Here is a 16,614-nt window from a genome sequence, read left to right as displayed (position 1 = left end):
AACGCCCCGGATAGCCGGTGCGTTTTACGTGGGGGATGGCAAAATGCGGTTGCCTCTCAGAGGGAGCGGCTCTCATAGCCGGCCGCCTTCAGGGCTTCGGCGATCGGACCGGCGGCTGCGGCGGTCTCGACGCTGACTTCCCGGTTGCCGAGATCGACCTTGATCGTCGCCTGCGGGTCGACGCTCAGGATCGCCTTCTGGACGACGCCGGCGCAGTGGCCGCAGGTCATGTTGTCGATCTTGTAGTTCTGCATGCTTGTCTCCTTCGTTTCGTTGTGAGAGAAACATGGCGTTTCCCACCGTTGGAAGGTCAAGAGGGGCTTTCAACATATTTTTCGAGGGTTCTTTGAGGCCCTTCGCAAGGTGGAAGAAGACGCGACGGCACGATTTCAGCGCCGCCAAATGCTCCGAAAAATTTGAAAGTCTTTCCTCATCGATCCCGGGAATGGACGGCTAGCGGACCGGCGCTGGAAGACGCACAATCCCAAGGCTGTGCAAAAGGCATTCGCGTCGTCTGAAAGAGGGCGGACGATCGCCAGCCGGCACGGAGCCTCAAGCGGTTCTGTGGAACGATCGCCCCGGAAGCCTCCGGGCGTTCGAAATGCACTGGTCGGGAACTGGAGGAGACGGTTTCCCGCTCACTGTCGTTCGGCTGCGTCGTGGTGACGCCGCCAAGGGAGGAAAGATGTTTGAACGACTATTCAAGCTGAAAGAGCATCAGACGACGGCGCGCACCGAGGTGATTGCCGGTATTACGACATTCCTGACGATGTCCTACATCATCTTCGTCAACCCCGACATCCTGTCGAGCACGGGCATGGATAGGGATGCCGTCTTCGTCGCAACCTGTATCGCTGCGGCCCTCGGCTCAGCAATCATGGCGCTCGTCGCCAATTGGCCGATCGGCATGGCGCCGGGCATGGGCCTTAACGCCTTCTTCGCCTTCACCGTCGTCGCGGCGCTGGGCTTTACCTGGCAACAGGCGCTGGGTGCTGTCTTCATCTCGGGCGTAATCTTCCTGATCCTGACCGTGACCGGGGTCAGAAGCTGGCTGATCGCCGGCATTCCGCACTCGCTTCGAAGCGCGATCGCCACCGGTATCGGCCTCTTCCTCGGCATCATCGCGCTGAAAAACGCCGGCATCGTCGTCGACAACCCGGCAACGCTCGTCGGTCTCGGTGACCTCAAGCAGACCGGCCCCCTGCTCGCCATTCTCGGCTTCTTCGTCATCGCGGTACTTGACGCATTGAAGGTCCGCGGCTCGATCCTGATCGGCATTCTCGTCGTCACGGTCCTGTCGATGATCCTCGGCGTCAGCGAATTCAAGGGCATCGTTTCGGCTCCGCCGAGCATTGCGCCGACCTTCCTGCAGCTCGACATCATGGGCGCACTGCATGGCGGCTTGGTTCATGTGATCCTCGTCTTCGTACTCGTCGAAGTCTTCGACGCCACCGGTACGCTGATCGGTGTCGCCAAGCGCGCCAAGCTGGTGGAAGAAGGCAAGCCGAACCGTCTCGGCCGCGCGCTTCTCGCCGACAGCACCGCGATCGTCGCCGGCTCGCTGATCGGCACCAGCAGCACGACCGCCTATGTCGAAAGCGCCTCGGGCGTTCAGGCTGGCGGCCGCACGGGTCTGACCGCACTCACGGTCTGTGTTCTGTTCCTGGCTGCGCTGTTTTTCTCGCCGCTGGCAGCGGCCGTTCCGTCCTATGCGACGGCACCGGCTCTGCTCTACGTCGCCGGCCTGATGATGCGCGAACTGACCGAAGTCGACTGGGACGATCTGACGGAAGCGGCCCCGGCAGCACTCACCGCGCTTGCCATGCCCTTCACCTACTCGATCGCCAATGGTCTCGCCTTCGGCTTTGTGAGCTATGTCGTCTTGAAGGTCTGCACCGGCAAGTGGAGTGTCATCCACCCGGCCACCCAGATCGTTGCGGCACTGTTCATCGTGCGCTTCGCGTTCTTTGCCGAGTAGACGAAATTTGGCCGAGGCGTCTTCGCCTCGGCCAATCAGAACTTCCCCGTAAGTGCTGGCCGGAACGACGAAATGTCGCTCCGGCCTTTTTCGTGTCCGGCCTGGATGGGCTCAGTATTGCCCGGCCGGCAGGTGCACGACGAGGCCATCGAGCTCGGCCGAGACCATGATCTGACAGCTCAGGCGGCTGCGCTCGTTCGGATTGACGACGCACTCGATCATGTCCTGCTCCTGAAAATCGGGTGCCGGCAAGCGCCCTGCCCATTCGCCGTTGATGTAACAGTGGCAGGTGCCGCAGGCGCAGGAGCCGCCGCATTCGGCAGCGATGGCGTCGATGCCGTTCTGCACGGCCGCCGACATCAGCGACTGGCCAACCTCCGCCTGCACTTCCTTCGTCTTGCCGTCCGCATCGATGAAGACGATTTTGGGCATGGGTATTCTCCGGATTAGAATTTCGGTTTCGGTGCGGATCAGGCCGGCCGGATGGCGATCGTCAGCCGCTTGGGACCACGGACGGACAGCCCACGCTTGTACTCCGGCGCCTGGTCGACGAGTTCGATCGTCGGGAAGCGGCGCAGCAGTGTGCTGAAGATGATGTCCATATCCAGGCGTGCCAGATGGTTGCCGAGACAGAAGTGCACGCCGCCGCCGAAGGCCAGGTGCCGATTGGGCGTACGGCCGATATCGAAGGTGTCGGCTTTGTCGAACTGCTTGGGGTCGCGGTTGGCCGCGCCGTAGAGCAGGCCGAACTTGGTGCCGCGCTCGAAGCGCCGGCCGCAGATTTCGACGTCCTCGGCGCAATGGCGGTGGAAGAAGGGAAGCGGCGACTCGTAGCGGAACATCTCCTGCACCCCCGTCTGGATGAGGCCGGGCTCGCTGCGCAGTCGCGCCATCTGTTCGGGGAAGCGCAACAGCGCATGCATGCCGCTGCCGAGCACGTCGATCGTCGAGCCGTGACCGGCCATCAGGATCAGCATGCAGGTCGAGATGAACTCGTCGAAGTTCATAGCACCGGCGCGTTCAGCCTCGATCAGCACCGAGATGAGGTCATCCTTCGGCGCCCGCTCACGCTCGGCCTTCAGCGCCGTCAGATATTCGTAGAATTCGGTCGTGTTGGTCTCGGCGATCTTCTTGCGCGCATCCGAGCGGTCGACGTCGAAGAACTGCACGATGTTTTCCGACCAGATGCGCAGCTGCGGACAGTCCTCGTCCGGAACGCCGAGCAGGCGGCCGATGATGTGGCCGGGAACGTGGGCGGCGAGGTCATCGACGAAATCGATCTCGCCACGATCGGCAAGGCCGTCGATCAGCCGGTCGACATAGACCTGGATCTGGTCGCGCAGCTTGGCGATCATGGCCGGCGTAAACAGCTTGAACACCTGCTTGCGCAGCCGGTCGTGCACCGCCCCGTCGCTGTCGAGCAGGCTGAACTGAACGAAGCGCTCGTGGTGCGGCATGTCGTGCCAGTTGGCCGCACGCTGCAGTTTCGCAAGCTCTTCGGCCGTCGCGATGTCCTCCAGCGAACGCACCATGCGCTTGTCCATGACGATTGCCGACACGTCCTCGAAGCGCGAGGCGAGCCAGATATCGAAGTCCGCGAAGTAATGCAGCCCTTCCTTTTCGCGCAGGGCGCGGTAGGTTGGGTAGGGATCGCGGGCGAAATCCGGAGACAGCGGCGCGAAGATCAGCTTCGCGGCTTCGCCGTTCGGCGCGGCTTCGGTCATGGGCAACACTCCGTGCATAAAGCTGCATGATAGCGTCGCTGCAGTATCTCTGGGAATGGCGCCCTGTCGCAAGTTGATGGACAAAACTCTCATCGACTGTCAGAAACGACGATGCTGTCTGAAAACGAAGAAATCCATTTCCACACACCGGCGAAGTTTGCCGATGCGTTTCCCTATCTGGCGCTGGTCGCCGGAAGCCGGACGGCCCGTCCTGACGAAGCGCCGATCCGCAAGCGCTTCCACCAGCATGTCTTCGTCTATACGATCGGCGGCCGTGGGTTGATCGAGGTGCGCGGACAACGCTTCCTGGCTGAAATTGGCAGCGTCGTCTGGCTTGATACCGCCCAGGCCTATGCGCACAGTTGTGCGCCTGACAGCGAAACCTGGCGCTATCTCTGGATGGGGATCGAGGGGCACGGGCTTGATGCGCTCTACCAGTTTCTCGGCGTTCAACAGTCGCCGCTGTTTGTGCCGAGAGAACCAGGGATAGCGCAGGGCGCCTTCGAAGCGGTGAGCGGCTATCTGGCGGAACGCTCACCCGCAACCGATGCCTTGGCGAGTGCGGCGATCTCCGGGCTGATCGCGGACATGATCGCGCCACGGCTGATCGGCAAGGCGGCAGCACAGGATGATTTGGGCGAAGACCGCTTGCTGTTGGTTCTTTCAGCGATGCGCGACGATCTCGCCCGCGCCTGGACGATCGATGATCTCGCGGCGTGTGCGCGGCTCAGCCCGTCGCAGCTTTTTCGCCGCTTTCGCGATATGGTGGGCACGACGCCGATGGATTGGCTGCGCCATGAGCGCATCAACCAGGCAAAACGTTTGCTGGTCGCCCCCGACGCCAAGGTGTCGGCGGTGGCCGCCGTCTGCGGCTATCCGGATCCCTATCACTTCTCCCGCGATTTCCGGCGGGTAACGGGATATACGCCGACAAAATTCCGGCGCGACGGCGGGTACTGAGGCCGCAGTCGTATCGTCCGATTTCGGCGGCCAGCGAGGCCCTGGCGCACCGATGAACCCGACCGGACGACCGGGTCATGCGTTCATTCACACGATCAGGAACGGCTCCTTGAAGAAATGCTCTTCGAGGTTCACACCTTCGCCACCGCGGTCGACCACCGCAAAGTCCGAGACGTCGTCCAGTGGCGTCAGAATGCCGTGCCAGACATTGCGGGCGATGTTGACGCCCTGGCCCGGCGTGGTCTTGAAGGCGATCGGTTCGCTCGGGCCTTCATCGGTTTCCCGCGAGACGACGATCAGAAACGGATTGTCGCTCAAGGGGATGAAGGCCTGGCTGCCGAGCGGATGACGCTCGACCATCGTGAGCTTCAGCGGCAGCGGATAGGGTACGCCGCGCACCAGGCTGATCATCGGCCGGGCCTTTTCGCCCGTCGTATCGATCTTGGCGAGATCATGAAAGCGGGTTGCGTTTCCACCGTTGATGGGGAAGTTGTGGGCATTCTCGGTTTCAATCACGTCTCCGAAGGGCGCAAAGGCCTCCCGGGTCAGTGGCTGTATGACGATCTCCTTCATGTGACGCTCCTCCGTCCAATATTGATCGGGCTTTAAAGTTCGATCGTTTCGCCTCCTCGGCGAATTGATCTAGATGCCGGCTTTCGCAATACGCCCGAAGACACGCAGCCGGCTGACGCCGCCGTCGGGAAAGATGTTGAAACGCACATGGGTTGCGGGTCCGAAGCCCGCGAGTTCGCTCGCTCCATAAGCATGAATGCTGTCGGCCTGAAGCTTCTGCTGCGGCAGGACCTCGCGCCAGAACATCGAGGACGCGGTAATCGAGGTCGCAAGTTCGCAGGCGGCTTCGCCCAGGTCGGCCGCCTGCAACGAACAGGCATCGGGATAGTTGCCCTTGAAATGGGCGGTATCGACGACGAGCCGTTCGATCTCGCCGCGGGCGGCAAGTTTCACGACGATCCAGTCGTTTCCGGGCTCGCGCCGCCGGCGCGTCTCCCAGCCGTCGCCCATGTTGATGCCGCGTCCGGGCGCAAGCAGCCGCTGGTGGCCGTAGTGCCCGTTCGAGTAAGCGATGATGCGCCCACCCAAGAGAGATGACGCGAGGTCGATGACCGCGTCGCGGGTGGCCGCATGATCAAGCGCCGGCGCGCCGTAGACCCGCAGGCGTGCGATGCCGCCATCCGGGTAGATGCGGAGGCGGACATGGCTCCAGATCGCGTCTGACCTGGCCTCGAAATAATGCTGGGCGCTCGGCCCGAGCGGCCGCGCACAGACGAGTTCCGTCCAGACCGTGCGCTCATTCGGTCCATCAGGCGCCAGGCAGGCATCGATGGCGCAGGCGGTCGGATAGTTGCCGGTGAAATGCGCGGTGTCGACCTCGAAGCCGGTGATGCGCCCGTTGGCGGCAAGCGCAATGATCGCATGATCGTTGCCGGGGCCGCGGCGACGCCGCGTCTCCCAGCCGTCCATCCACTTGCCGTTCTCGTCATAGACGCCGGGATGATAGACCGGCGGCGCGTCCTGCAGCATACGCTCGAGCGGCGCGAAGAACTCGTCGGTAGCGAAGACCGGCCGCGCGCCGAGACCGGCGGAGGCAAGGTTGATCGCGTTCAGCGCGAATGCGGGCAGGCTCATGCCGGCGGTCGTCATCGCAACGGTCCTCAGCTCGGAAGCATGTCCTTGAGGCGCAGATAGGCGATCCGCTCGACCTGCCGACATGCGGTCTCGAATTCCGTGTCGCGATCGTTGCCAACACGGTTTTCGAAGGCCGCAAGGATCTCGTCCTTGGAGCGCCCCTTGACCGCCATGATGAACGGGAAGGCGAATTTCTCGACGTAGGTCGCGTTGAGCGTGGTGAAGCGCTCGCGCTCGGCGTCGGTCAGCGCATCGAGGCCGGCACCGGCCTGCTCGTTGGTCGAGCTTTCGGTAAGGCGTTTTGCCTGTGCGAGCTTGCCGGCAAGATCCGGGTGGGCGATCAGAACGGCAAGCCGCTCCTCGGCCGAGGCTTCGCGGAAGACGGCGGAAAGTGCGGCGGCAAGTCCGATTGCCGTGTCGTTGGCGGGCGAAAGCTCGCCCTGGAAGGCGCGCTTGGCGATCCACTTCGAATGTTCGAAGACGCCGCCGAATTTGGCGACGAAGGCTTCTTCGGAAAGCCGCGACGGACGATCGTCCCAGGCCTTGAAGGGATAGGTCTCTGTCCAGTAGCGAGCAATGTCGACGCGCTTTGCGAGCCAGACCTTTTCATGGCTCTGCACATAGTCGAGGAAACGCGCCAGCGCTGCGGCGCGGCCGGGGCGGCCGACGAGGCGGCAATGCAGCCCGATGCTCAGCATCTTCGGCGCGCCGGCTGTACCTTCGGCATAGAGCACGTCGAAGCTGTCCTTGAGGTAACTGAAGAACTGGTCGCCGCTGTTGAAGCCCTGCGGCGTGGCGAAGCGCATGTCGTTGCTGTCGAGCGTATAGGGGATGACCAGCTGATGGCGCCCGGCGTGTTCATGCCAATAGGGCAGATCGTCGGCATAGGCATCGGAAACATAGTCGAAGCCACCGGCTTCCGTGACGAGATCGAGCGTGTTGTCGGAACAGCGTCCCGTGTACCAGCCGCGCGGCCGCTCGCCGGTGACAATTGTGTGCAGCCGGATCGCCTCGGCGATCTCCTGGCGCTCGCGCTCCGGGGAAAAGTCCTTGTGCTCGATCCATTTGAGGCCGTGCGAGGCGATTTCCCAGCCGGCATCCTGCATGGCGGCGACCTGCTCCGGCGAGCGCTTCAGCGCAGTGGCGACACCATAGACGGTTGCCGGCACACCGCGCTCGGTGAACATGCGGTGCAGCCGCCAGAAACCGGCGCGGGCGCCATATTCGTAGATCGATTCCATGTTCCAGTGGCGCTGGCCCTGCCAGGCCTGCGCACCGACGATTTCCGACAGGAACGCTTCGGAGGCCGCGTCGCCATGGAGCACGCAGTTCTCGCCGCCTTCCTCGTAGTTGATGACGAATTGCACGGCGATCCGCGCGCCGTCGGGCCATGTGATCTTGAAGTTCGGGCCGTGGCCGTGAAGATCGCGGGGGTATCTCATCAAAGCAGCTCCTCCAGACATTTTCGTCTCTGCATCCAATTTCTACCGGCATTTGCTTCGAGCCATTCCCCCCAAAAATTTTGAAAGTCTCGAATGATCCGCTCGCTACCCGGCAAGCGCTTTTGCCGGAATACTGCGAGGTGGAAAGCTGACTTCGGGAGGAGTGAAAAGAATGCAATCTCATGGTGGAAACGCCGGTCGCCTGACGACGCACGTGCTGGATACGGCAAGCGGCAAGCCGGCCGAGGGGCTGCGCATCGAACTCTTCCGGGTCGATGGCGATCGCCAGACGCATATCAAATCCGTCAGGACCAACGACGACGGCCGCTGCGACGAGCCACTATTGAGCGGCGAGCGCATGCAGACCGGCACCTATGAGCTGCAGTTCCATGCCGGCGACTATCTCGGCGGCGCGGCCAAGCGCGGTGAGAACCCGTTCCTCGACGTCATCCCGATCCGCTTCGGCATCGATAACCAGGGCGCGCACTATCACGTGCCGCTGCTTCTCTCGCCCTATGGCTATTCCACCTACCGCGGGAGCTGAGCAATGACCATCCAGATCCGCAATACCATTCGCTTCATCCTGAACCATCGCCTGGTTGAGCTCTCGGACGTTTCGCCGGTCCAGACCCTGCTCGATTTCCTGCGCATTGACCGCAATCTGAAGGGCACCAAGGAAGGCTGCGCCGAAGGCGACTGTGGAGCCTGTACGGTGCTCGTCGGCCGGTTGGTCGACGGCAAGCTCAAGTATGAATCGGTCAACGCCTGTATCCGCTTCGTCGGCTCGCTTGACGGCTGTCATATCGTGACGGTGGATTCGCTGGCGCAGCCGGCCGGTCCGCTGCACCCGGTGCAGCAGGCGATGGTCGACACGCACGCCTCGCAGTGCGGTTTCTGCACCCCGGGCTTCGTGATGTCGCTCTATGGCCTCTGGATGGAAAACCCGAAGCCGTCGATTGCCGAGATCGAGAAGGCGCTGCAGGGCAATCTTTGTCGCTGCACCGGCTATGCCGCGATCATCCGCGCCGCCGAGGCGATCTCGACGATCGGCGATGTCGGCAAGGATCCGCTGGTCGCGGAGCGCGGCCGGATCGCGGGCGAACTGGTCGCTCTCCAGGACGGCCGCCGCGTCGAGATCGGCTCGGATGCGGAGCGCTTCATTCTTCCAGGCTCAGTCGACGATTTCGCCGCCGTGTTCGAAGCCAATCCGAAGGCGACGATCGTCGCCGGCTCGACCGATGTCGGGCTCTGGGTGACGAAGTTCATGCGCGACATCTCGCCGGTCATTCACCTGACCCATCTCGAAGAGCTGCGGCGGATCACGGTCGATGCGGATGGCGTCACTCTTGGAGCCGGCGTCAGCTATGCCGATGCCTATCCCGTCATCGTCGAGCATTTCCCGGAACTGACGGAACTCTGGGACCGCATCGGTGGCCAGCAGGTCCGCAACATGGGCACCGTCGGCGGCAACATCGCCAATGGCTCGCCGATCGGCGACACGCCGCCGGCACTGATCGCACTTGGCGCCTCGATCACGCTGCGCAAGGGCGCGCGCCGGCGCACGGTGGTGCTCGAGGATTTCTTCATCGCCTATGGCAAGCAGGACCGCGAGCCCGGTGAGTTCGTGGAAAGCGTGCGCATCCCCTTCGTCTCCGACAATGCCCGCCTTGCCGTCTACAAGGTGACGAAGCGGCTCGACGAGGACATCACCGCCGTCTGCGGTGGCTTCAATGTCGCCTTCGACGCCGGCCGGGTGACCGACGCTGTGATCGCCTTCGGCGGTATGGCTGGCACGCCGAAGCGCGCCTCCAACGTCGAGGCGGCGCTTAAAGGGGCCGAGTGGAACGAGGAGACGATCGAGCGGGCGGTCGCGGCATTCGATCAGGACTTCACGCCGCTCACCGACTGGCGAGCTTCGGCGGAGTATCGCCAGCTGGTGGCGAAGAACCTGCTTCGTCGCTTCTATCTCGAAACGCAGTCGAGTGGCGGCCAGCTCCGCCTCGATCGCACCATTGCTGTCGCGGTTTAAGGGAGGAAGCCATGAACGTGATGCAGCCCATCGACCGCATCCGCGGCGCCGTGCATGAAAAGGAACGGCACGAATCCGGCCACAAGCATGTGTCGGGAACCGCTGAATACATCGACGACATTCCGGAACCCCAAGGCACGCTGCATGGCTATCTCGGCCTGTCGCAGCGGGCGCATGCCGAGATCCTGTCGATCGACTTCGAGGCCGTATCGAGCAGCGAAGGCGTTATCGGCGTCCTGACCGCGGCCGACATCCCCGGCGAAAACGACATCAGCCCGGCCCACAAGCACGACGAGCCGATCTTCGTCACTGACAAAGTGGAGTTCCACGGCCAGCCGATCTTCGCGGTTATCGCCACCTCGCGTGAGGCGGCCCGGCGTGCGGCGGCCAAGGTCAAGATCGAGTATCGCGAACTGCCGCATGTGACCGATGTGCTCGAAGCGGCGGCCGCCAATTATCCGCTGGTGATCGATCCCCTGAAGCTCGAGCGCGGCGACATTGAAGCCGGGTTTGCCAAGGCGAAGAACATTCTCCAGGGTGAGATGCGGATCGGCGGCCAGGACCACTTCTATCTCGAAGGTCAGATCTCGTTTGCCATCCCCGGCGAGGACGATGAAGTTCTTGTCTATTCCTCGACCCAGCATCCGAGTGAAACCCAGCACATGGTCGCGACCGTGCTCGGCGTGCCCTCGAATGCGGTCACCGTCAACGTGCGCCGCATGGGCGGCGGCTTCGGCGGCAAGGAAACGCAGGCGAACATCTTCGCAGCCGTCGCGGCGGTTGCCGCCAAGAAATACCGCTGCCCGGTCAAGGTCCGGCCCGATCGCGACGACGACATGAGCGCGACCGGCAAGCGTCACGACTTCCACGTCGACTACAAGCTCGGCTTCGACGACGAGGGGCGCATTGAGGCGGTGGACGCCGTCTTTTCGGCACGCTGCGGCTATTCGGCCGACCTTTCCGGCCCGGTCACCGACCGCGCGCTGTTCCACGCCGACAATTGTTACTTCTATCCGAACGTGCGCCTGCGCTCGCGTCCGCTGAAGACCAACACCGTCTCCAACACCGCGTTTCGCGGTTTCGGCGGGCCGCAGGGCATGGTCGGCGGCGAGCGCATGATCGAGGAGATCGCCTATGCGGTCGGCAAGGATCCGCTCGAAATCCGCAAGCTGAATTTTTACGGCGGCGAGGGGCGGAATCTCACGCCCTATCACCAGACCGTGGAAGACAACATCATCGGCCGGATCATCGAGGAACTGGAAACCTCGGCGGATTATGCCAAGCGCCGCGAGGCGGTGATCGCGTTTAACCGCGAGAACAACGTGGTCAAGCGCGGCATCGCGTTGACACCGGTGAAGTTCGGCATCTCCTTCACCAAGACCGAATACAACCAGGCGGGCGCCCTGGTGCACGTCTATACGGATGGCTCCATCCATCTGAACCACGGCGGCACCGAGATGGGGCAGGGGCTCTATACCAAGGTCGCCCAGGTGGTGGCCGACGAGTTCCAGGTCAATCTCGACCGGATCAAGGTAACGGCGACGACGACCGGCAAGGTGCCGAACACCTCGGCGACCGCAGCCTCGTCCGGCTCGGACCTCAACGGCATGGCGGCCGCCAACGCCGCCCAGCAGATCAAGGCGCGGCTCGTGCGCTTTGCCGCCGAGCGGTGGAACGTTGCCGAGGCTGACGTTGCGTTCGAGCCGAACACCGTGCGGATCGGTGCCGAACGTTTGAGCTTCAACGAGTTCATCAAGATCGCCTATGGCGCCCGCATCCAGCTTTCGGCGGCCGGGTTCTACAAGACGCCGAAGATCCACTGGAACCGCGCAGAAGGTCGCGGCCGTCCCTTTTTCTACTATGCCTATGGCGCCTCGTGCTCCGAAGTCAGCGTTGATACGCTGACCGGCGAGTACCAGGTCGATCGCACCGACATCCTGCACGATGTCGGCCGCTCGTTGAACCCGGCGCTCGACCTCGGTCAGGTGGAAGGTGCTTTCGTTCAGGGCATGGGCTGGCTGACGACGGAGGAACTCTGGTGGGACGCGAAGGGCCGGCTGCGCACGCACGCGCCCTCGACCTACAAGATCCCGCTCGCGTCGGATCGGCCGCGCGTCTTCAACACCCGCCTTGCCGAATGGTCGGTCAACCGCGAGGAAACCATCCGGCGTTCCAAGGCGGTGGGCGAACCGCCGTTCATGCTCGGCATTTCGGTTCTTGAGGCGCTATCCATGGCGGCGGCGAGCGTTGCGGAGTATCGTATAGCACCGCGCCTCGATGCACCGGCAACGCCGGAACGGGTGCTGATGGCGATCGAGCGGCTCAGGGCGGCTGCACGGCAGAAAGGGTGAGGAAGGGCTGATCGGTCATGGTAACGAGCCGCGAGGATATCAGGGACTTTCTCCGACGCGAGCCGGATTGCGTGCTCGTGGAAGTGACGGGTGCGGCCGGCTCTACGCCGCGCGACACCGATGCCTGGATGCTCGTCGCGACCGATAGCCTGTTCGGTACGATCGGTGGTGGGCAACTCGAATACATGGCGATCGACCATGGCCGGCGGGCGCTGAAGCGCGGCGACGCGCTGGAGGCAATGACGATCCCGCTCGGGCCTGAGATCGGCCAGTGTTGCGGCGGGCGCGTGGCGCTCGCCTTCACACGCATCGATCGGGAGAAAGCCGCTATGCTGATTGAACGCAGCGACCTGGAAATCGCCAGCCGGCCACATGTTTATGTCTTCGGTGCCGGCCATGTCGGCGATGCGCTCGCCATGGCCTTGTCGCTGGTGCCGGTGCGCACCGTGCTGGTCGATACCCGCGAAAACGAGCTTTCCGCCGTTGCCGACATTCCCGGCATCGAGACCTGCCTGACGGCGATGCCGGAAGCGGTCGTTCGCGACGCGCCTCCCGGCAGTGCCTTCGTCATCCTGACGCACGACCATGCGCTCGACTTTTTAATTGCGGCAGAGGCGCTTCTCCGTGATGACGCTTCCTATGTCGGCATGATTGGCTCGAAGACGAAACGTGCCACCTTCAAGAACTGGCTGTCGCGCGAGATCGGCCGACCGGAGCTCTTCGACCGGCTCATCTGCCCAATCGGCGGCACGACCGTGAAGGACAAGCGGCCGGCGGTCATTGCAGCACTTGCCGCCGCCGAAGTCATGGCGGCGGCGCTGAATTTCCGTCAACCGGCACAATCCGATACCGTGCGCCGGCCTGCTGTTGCCAAGCTTGCGCGCTAGCGGTTAAGGCGCCGTCGCCCTATTGCGTCGCGCCGTTCAGGTGAAGCGCAAAGCCGCGTGCGTCTGCGGTCTCGAGATCCGGGCGCAATTCAAGGGTGGGGATCAGGTAGTCGCCGCCATTCTGCCGGCGATAGGGAATGGGCGTCGTGGTCGCAAGCGCGCGCATTCTTTCCCTGAGCCGCTCGGCGGTTGCTTCGAAACCGGCCTCGCCGAGGCCATCGACGCGATAGGCGACGAAAGGCGGAAGCACGTCGTAGCCGGGATAATAGAGCACGCCGTGATTGATCGGGAACAACAGGTCGTCGATCGGCCCGTTGACCCCACGCGACGAATAGTGCTCCTCCCAACCGCCCGTCGTCACCACAAGCATGGCGCGCTTTCCTGCAAGCGTGCCTTCGCCGAAGCGCTTGCCCCAATACTTGTCGCTGTGTTCGCCGACGCCGTAGGCGAAACCATAGGCATAGACGCGATCGACCCAGCCTTTGAGGATCGCCGGCATCGAATACCACCACAGTGGAAACTGCAGGATCAGTGCATCGGCCCAAAGCAGCTTTTCCTGCTCGGCTTTGACGTCGGCGGTCAGGGTGTCGGTCGCAAAGGCATCCTTCGAGGCGCGGCTTGGCTTGAACCGGGTATCCGAGGCCAGGGCGGGGAAGTCCGCCCGGTCGATTTCCGACTTCCATCCCTCGGCGTAAAGGTCGGTAACGCGCACATCGTGGCCCTCTGCCTCAAGCGCCTTGATGGTGACATCGCGCAGAGCGCCGTTAAGCGAGCGGGGTTCGGGGTGAGCATAAACAAGCAGTACTTTCACGGTCGGTGTTCCCTGGTGTCATCAACTGAGACTCCAAGTAGACCCCAACAAGCCTATGCGGTAGATATCAGAAATGCATAGGATTCTGCTAAAAAATGGATAAATCGGACGTCACGCTTGAGCGCATGCGCACGTTCACACGCGTTGCCGAGCGCGGTAGCCTTTCGGCTGTCGCGCGCGAGCTCGGCATCGGCCAATCCACTGTTACCCGGCAGTTGCGGGAACTGGAGGAAGCCGTTGGCGTGCCGTTGCTCAGCCGCACCACCCGGCGCGTCACGCTGACCGATGAGGGCAGCCGCTATTATGCCAACAGCATCCAGATCCTGCGGCTGGTCGAACAGGCGGGCGACGAGGCACGCGGCACACGCGGCACTGCCGCCGGCACCATTCGCGTATCCTGCACGTCTGCCTTCGGAGTGTTACACGTCAGCCGGCTGATCTTCGCCTTTCAGGACAAGTATCCTGATATCGGCATCGATCTTAGCCTGACCGATGAGCGTATCGATCTGGTGCGGGAAGGGATCGATATCGCGCTGCGTCTCGGGCCGCTCACCGACAGCTCGATGAAGCTGCGGCCACTTGGCGAAAGCCGGCGCTTGCTCGTGGCGGCGCCGGGCTATCTGGCCGCGCGTGGGGTTCCCGGCTCCCCAACTGACCTTACCGCCCATGAGGGGATCCGCATGTCGAATGTGGCAGGGAGCGACAAGCTTACCCTGAAGGGACCGGACGGACGGCATCATGTCGTGCCCTTCGGCGGGCGCTTTCGAGTCGATCACGGGCTCGCCGTCCGCGAAGCGCTTGTCGCCGGCCGCGGCATTGCACCGGCACACCAGTGGCTGGTGGACGATCTTCTGGCGAGCGGCCGGCTTGTGCCGTTGCTTCAGGACTATTCGCTGCCTTCGGTCCCGCTTAGCCTGTTAATCGTGCCCGAGCGCGCCGGCATTGCCCGTGTTCGCCTGTTGGTTGATTTCCTGGTCGAGCGGATCGGCGGTCTTGGCGGGATTGAGAGAACGAAGGGCTATCAGCCTCCCTCGTTAAATAGTCTGACGGCCGAGCCGCATGAGCCATAACCCAAATGGATTGGTTGCATGATCCGCCCGCCTTAAACGCATACCACAAATGTGTCGCTTACCGATTGCCACTGGATCTGCCTATTATCATTGGTTTCTAAAATAAGGTTGGCGCTGAGGTCGACCTTTAAGGGAGTAACGCGTCCCGGATTTTCTTTAGTGCTTTTCAGACAAGTCGCGTTTTACGCAACTGCACGGAGACAGGGCGCATCAGATCGGGAGACGACGATGAAGAAATTGACACGTGCTCTGCTTTTGTCCACGGCATTTGCGGTGGTGACGCACTATAGCGCGCCGATCATGATCGGCATTGCGCACGCCGACGAGGGGACCACCAGTGGTGAAAGTGGTACTGGCGGCGACGGCGATGGTGACGGCGGCGGTGATGGCGGCGGCGATGGTGACGGCGATGGTGGTGGCGATGGTGACGGCGACGGCGATGGTGATGGCGACGGCGATGGTGACGGCGACGGCGATGGTGATGGCGATGGTGACGGTGATGGCGACGGCGGCGGCAAGACCAAGCATGCCAACAACGGCTTCGGTAACGGCGGCGGTGACGGCGTTCCCGGCAAATCGAAGCACAGCGACGTGAACCGCTGATACTTCGTTGTTGCGGAGGGCCGGCGCCTCGGCAATGCGCCCTCCGTCTTTCTTCCCGCAATCGAAGCCGTTGCGGAAAGAGGTGCCTCGCTTCTTGGGACAGAGCGCATGACGCCCCGGCGAGGGCGCCCTCGTCGGGCCTCATTGCGTTGGCCGCCTGACCACGCCTTTGCGGAGGTTAGGCCAGCATACCGTTGATCAGCCGCTGACAGCGCTCAGCCATGTAGTCGATCATCAGCCTGACTTTCGGGTCCTGGAAACGTTTGTGGGGATAGATCGCCGCGAGTTGCACACTAAGCGGCGGCGTGTCGGAGAGGATTGGCACCAGCGCACCGGCATTGATGTGGGCCTTCACCTCGAACAGCGGCTTGTTGATGATGCCGCGGCCGTCGAGCGCCCATTGGGTGAGCACGTCGCCGTCATCAGAGTCGTAAGGGCCGGTCACCTCAAGCTTGCGCACGCCTTCCATCGTCTGGAGCGTCCAGAAGTATTCCTTCGAACCGGGATAGCGCAGCAGCAGACAGTCGTGTTTGTCGGCAATCAGCGCATCCGGCGTTTGCGGCACGCCGCGTTTCTCGAAATAGGCGGGCGCACCGCAGATCACCCGCTCGCAATTCATGATGCCGCGCATGCGCAGGTTCGAATCTTCGAGGATGCCGAGCTTGAAGGCGACGTCGACGCCCTCGGAGAGGATATCGACGTTGTGATCCGACAGGCGAAGGCGCACTTCGATATCGGGATACTTGTCGTGAAACTCAGGAATGCCTGATGCGATCAGTCGCCGACCTATCCCCAAGGGAGCAGTAATCTTCAAGGCGCCCTTCGGGTTGCGCGAGAGATCGGCGATTGCATTTTCCGCTTCGTTGACCGCTTCGAGGATCTTCACGGCGCCATCGTAAAAGACGCGGCCATGCTCCGTCGGGGTCAGCTTGCGCGTCGTCCGATTGAACAGGCGAACGCCCATATGGCGTTCCAACTCTTTGATTCTATTGCTTGCAACCGCCGGCGTCACGCGCTGGTCGCGACCGGCCGCCGACAGGGTTCCAAGCTCTACGACGCGCACGAAGACGCGTACATTGTCCAGATAAGACATGCCTCCGTCCCACTCCTCC

At 62.8% G+C, this 16,614-nt stretch carries 16 protein-coding genes; 8 read left to right on the top strand and 8 right to left on the bottom strand.

Annotation, left to right across the window (positions count from 1 at the left end; translation table 11 throughout):
• Nucleotides 1–56: 56 nt before the first annotated feature.
• Entirely contained in the window at nucleotides 57–254 is a 198-nt protein-coding gene (locus BBX50_RS27215) for a heavy-metal-associated domain-containing protein (RefSeq protein WP_065778405.1), read from the bottom strand.
• Nucleotides 255–685: 431 nt separating this feature from the next.
• Between BBX50_RS27215 and BBX50_RS27210 the strand changes: the two genes are divergently transcribed.
• Entirely contained in the window at nucleotides 686–1,978 is a 1,293-nt protein-coding gene (locus BBX50_RS27210; protein ID WP_065778404.1) for an NCS2 family permease, read from the top strand.
• A gap of 111 nt (nucleotides 1,979–2,089) precedes the next feature.
• Here the strand turns inward: BBX50_RS27210 and BBX50_RS27205 are convergent, their stop codons facing one another.
• Entirely contained in the window at nucleotides 2,090–2,410 is a 321-nt protein-coding gene (locus BBX50_RS27205) for a 2Fe-2S iron-sulfur cluster-binding protein (protein ID WP_065778403.1), read from the bottom strand.
• A 38-nt stretch (nucleotides 2,411–2,448) separates the two neighbouring features.
• Entirely contained in the window at nucleotides 2,449–3,702 is a 1,254-nt protein-coding gene (locus BBX50_RS27200; protein ID WP_139108255.1) for a cytochrome P450, read from the bottom strand.
• Nucleotides 3,703–3,813: 111 nt separating this feature from the next.
• Here BBX50_RS27200 and BBX50_RS27195 point away from each other — a divergent pair, with 111 nt between their 5' ends.
• Nucleotides 3,814–4,662: a helix-turn-helix domain-containing protein gene (locus BBX50_RS27195; RefSeq protein WP_083213832.1), complete on the top strand. Its 849-nt coding sequence runs from the start codon at nucleotides 3,814–3,816 to the stop codon at nucleotides 4,660–4,662.
• A gap of 87 nt (nucleotides 4,663–4,749) precedes the next feature.
• On the opposite strand, the gene BBX50_RS27190 is transcribed toward BBX50_RS27195, so the two are convergent.
• The 3 genes from BBX50_RS27190 to puuE form a co-directional block, all read right to left on the bottom strand.
• On the bottom strand, nucleotides 4,750–5,235 hold the full coding sequence (locus BBX50_RS27190) for an ureidoglycolate lyase (RefSeq protein WP_065778401.1): 486 nt from the start codon (nucleotides 5,233–5,235) through the stop codon (nucleotides 4,750–4,752).
• Between the two features lie 69 nt (nucleotides 5,236–5,304).
• Nucleotides 5,305–6,324 (bottom strand): allantoicase, encoded by a 1,020-nt coding sequence (gene alc / locus BBX50_RS27185; RefSeq protein WP_065778400.1) that lies wholly within the window; start codon nucleotides 6,322–6,324, stop codon nucleotides 5,305–5,307.
• Between the two features lie 11 nt (nucleotides 6,325–6,335).
• A complete protein-coding gene (puuE, locus tag BBX50_RS27180) occupies nucleotides 6,336–7,751 on the bottom strand; it encodes an allantoinase PuuE (protein WP_065778399.1) in 1,416 nt (471 codons plus the stop codon).
• 172 nt (nucleotides 7,752–7,923) lie between these two features.
• On the opposite strand from puuE, the gene uraH reads away from it, so the two are divergent.
• Genes uraH through xdhC form a run of 4 tightly spaced genes read left to right on the top strand, consistent with a single transcriptional unit; the run spans nucleotide 7,924 to nucleotide 13,018 of the window.
• Nucleotides 7,924–8,295 carry a hydroxyisourate hydrolase gene (gene uraH / locus BBX50_RS27175; RefSeq protein WP_065778398.1) on the top strand — a complete coding sequence of 124 codons (372 nt, stop codon included), beginning with the start codon at nucleotides 7,924–7,926 and terminating at the stop codon, nucleotides 8,293–8,295.
• Nucleotides 8,296–8,298: 3 nt separating this feature from the next.
• On the top strand, nucleotides 8,299–9,780 hold the full coding sequence (xdhA, locus tag BBX50_RS27170) for a xanthine dehydrogenase small subunit (protein ID WP_065778397.1): 1,482 nt from the start codon (nucleotides 8,299–8,301) through the stop codon (nucleotides 9,778–9,780).
• A gap of 11 nt (nucleotides 9,781–9,791) precedes the next feature.
• Nucleotides 9,792–12,131, top strand: coding sequence for a xanthine dehydrogenase molybdopterin binding subunit (gene xdhB, locus BBX50_RS27165; RefSeq protein ID WP_065778396.1), 2,340 nt, complete (start codon nucleotides 9,792–9,794; stop codon nucleotides 12,129–12,131).
• A 17-nt stretch (nucleotides 12,132–12,148) separates the two neighbouring features.
• A complete protein-coding gene (gene xdhC, locus BBX50_RS27160; RefSeq protein ID WP_065778395.1) occupies nucleotides 12,149–13,018 on the top strand; it encodes a xanthine dehydrogenase accessory protein XdhC in 870 nt (289 codons plus the stop codon).
• A gap of 19 nt (nucleotides 13,019–13,037) precedes the next feature.
• Here the strand turns inward: xdhC and BBX50_RS27155 are convergent, their stop codons facing one another.
• Entirely contained in the window at nucleotides 13,038–13,829 is a 792-nt protein-coding gene (locus BBX50_RS27155; protein WP_065778394.1) for an NAD(P)H-dependent oxidoreductase, read from the bottom strand.
• Nucleotides 13,830–13,924: 95 nt separating this feature from the next.
• Between BBX50_RS27155 and BBX50_RS27150 the strand changes: the two genes are divergently transcribed.
• A complete protein-coding gene (locus BBX50_RS27150) occupies nucleotides 13,925–14,899 on the top strand; it encodes a LysR family transcriptional regulator (RefSeq protein ID WP_065778393.1) in 975 nt (324 codons plus the stop codon).
• Nucleotides 14,900–15,127: 228 nt separating this feature from the next.
• Nucleotides 15,128–15,502 (top strand): hypothetical protein, encoded by a 375-nt coding sequence (locus tag BBX50_RS30630; protein WP_065778392.1) that lies wholly within the window; start codon nucleotides 15,128–15,130, stop codon nucleotides 15,500–15,502.
• A gap of 178 nt (nucleotides 15,503–15,680) precedes the next feature.
• Here the strand turns inward: BBX50_RS30630 and BBX50_RS27140 are convergent, their stop codons facing one another.
• On the bottom strand, nucleotides 15,681–16,595 hold the full coding sequence (locus tag BBX50_RS27140; protein ID WP_065778391.1) for a LysR family transcriptional regulator: 915 nt from the start codon (nucleotides 16,593–16,595) through the stop codon (nucleotides 15,681–15,683).
• Nucleotides 16,596–16,614 lie beyond the last annotated feature (19 nt).

The sequence above is a fragment of the Ensifer sp. LC11 genome, from assembly GCF_001695835.1.
GTDB lineage: Bacteria > Pseudomonadota > Alphaproteobacteria > Rhizobiales > Rhizobiaceae > Ensifer.
This window is presented reverse-complemented; position numbering and strand designations above follow the sequence as displayed.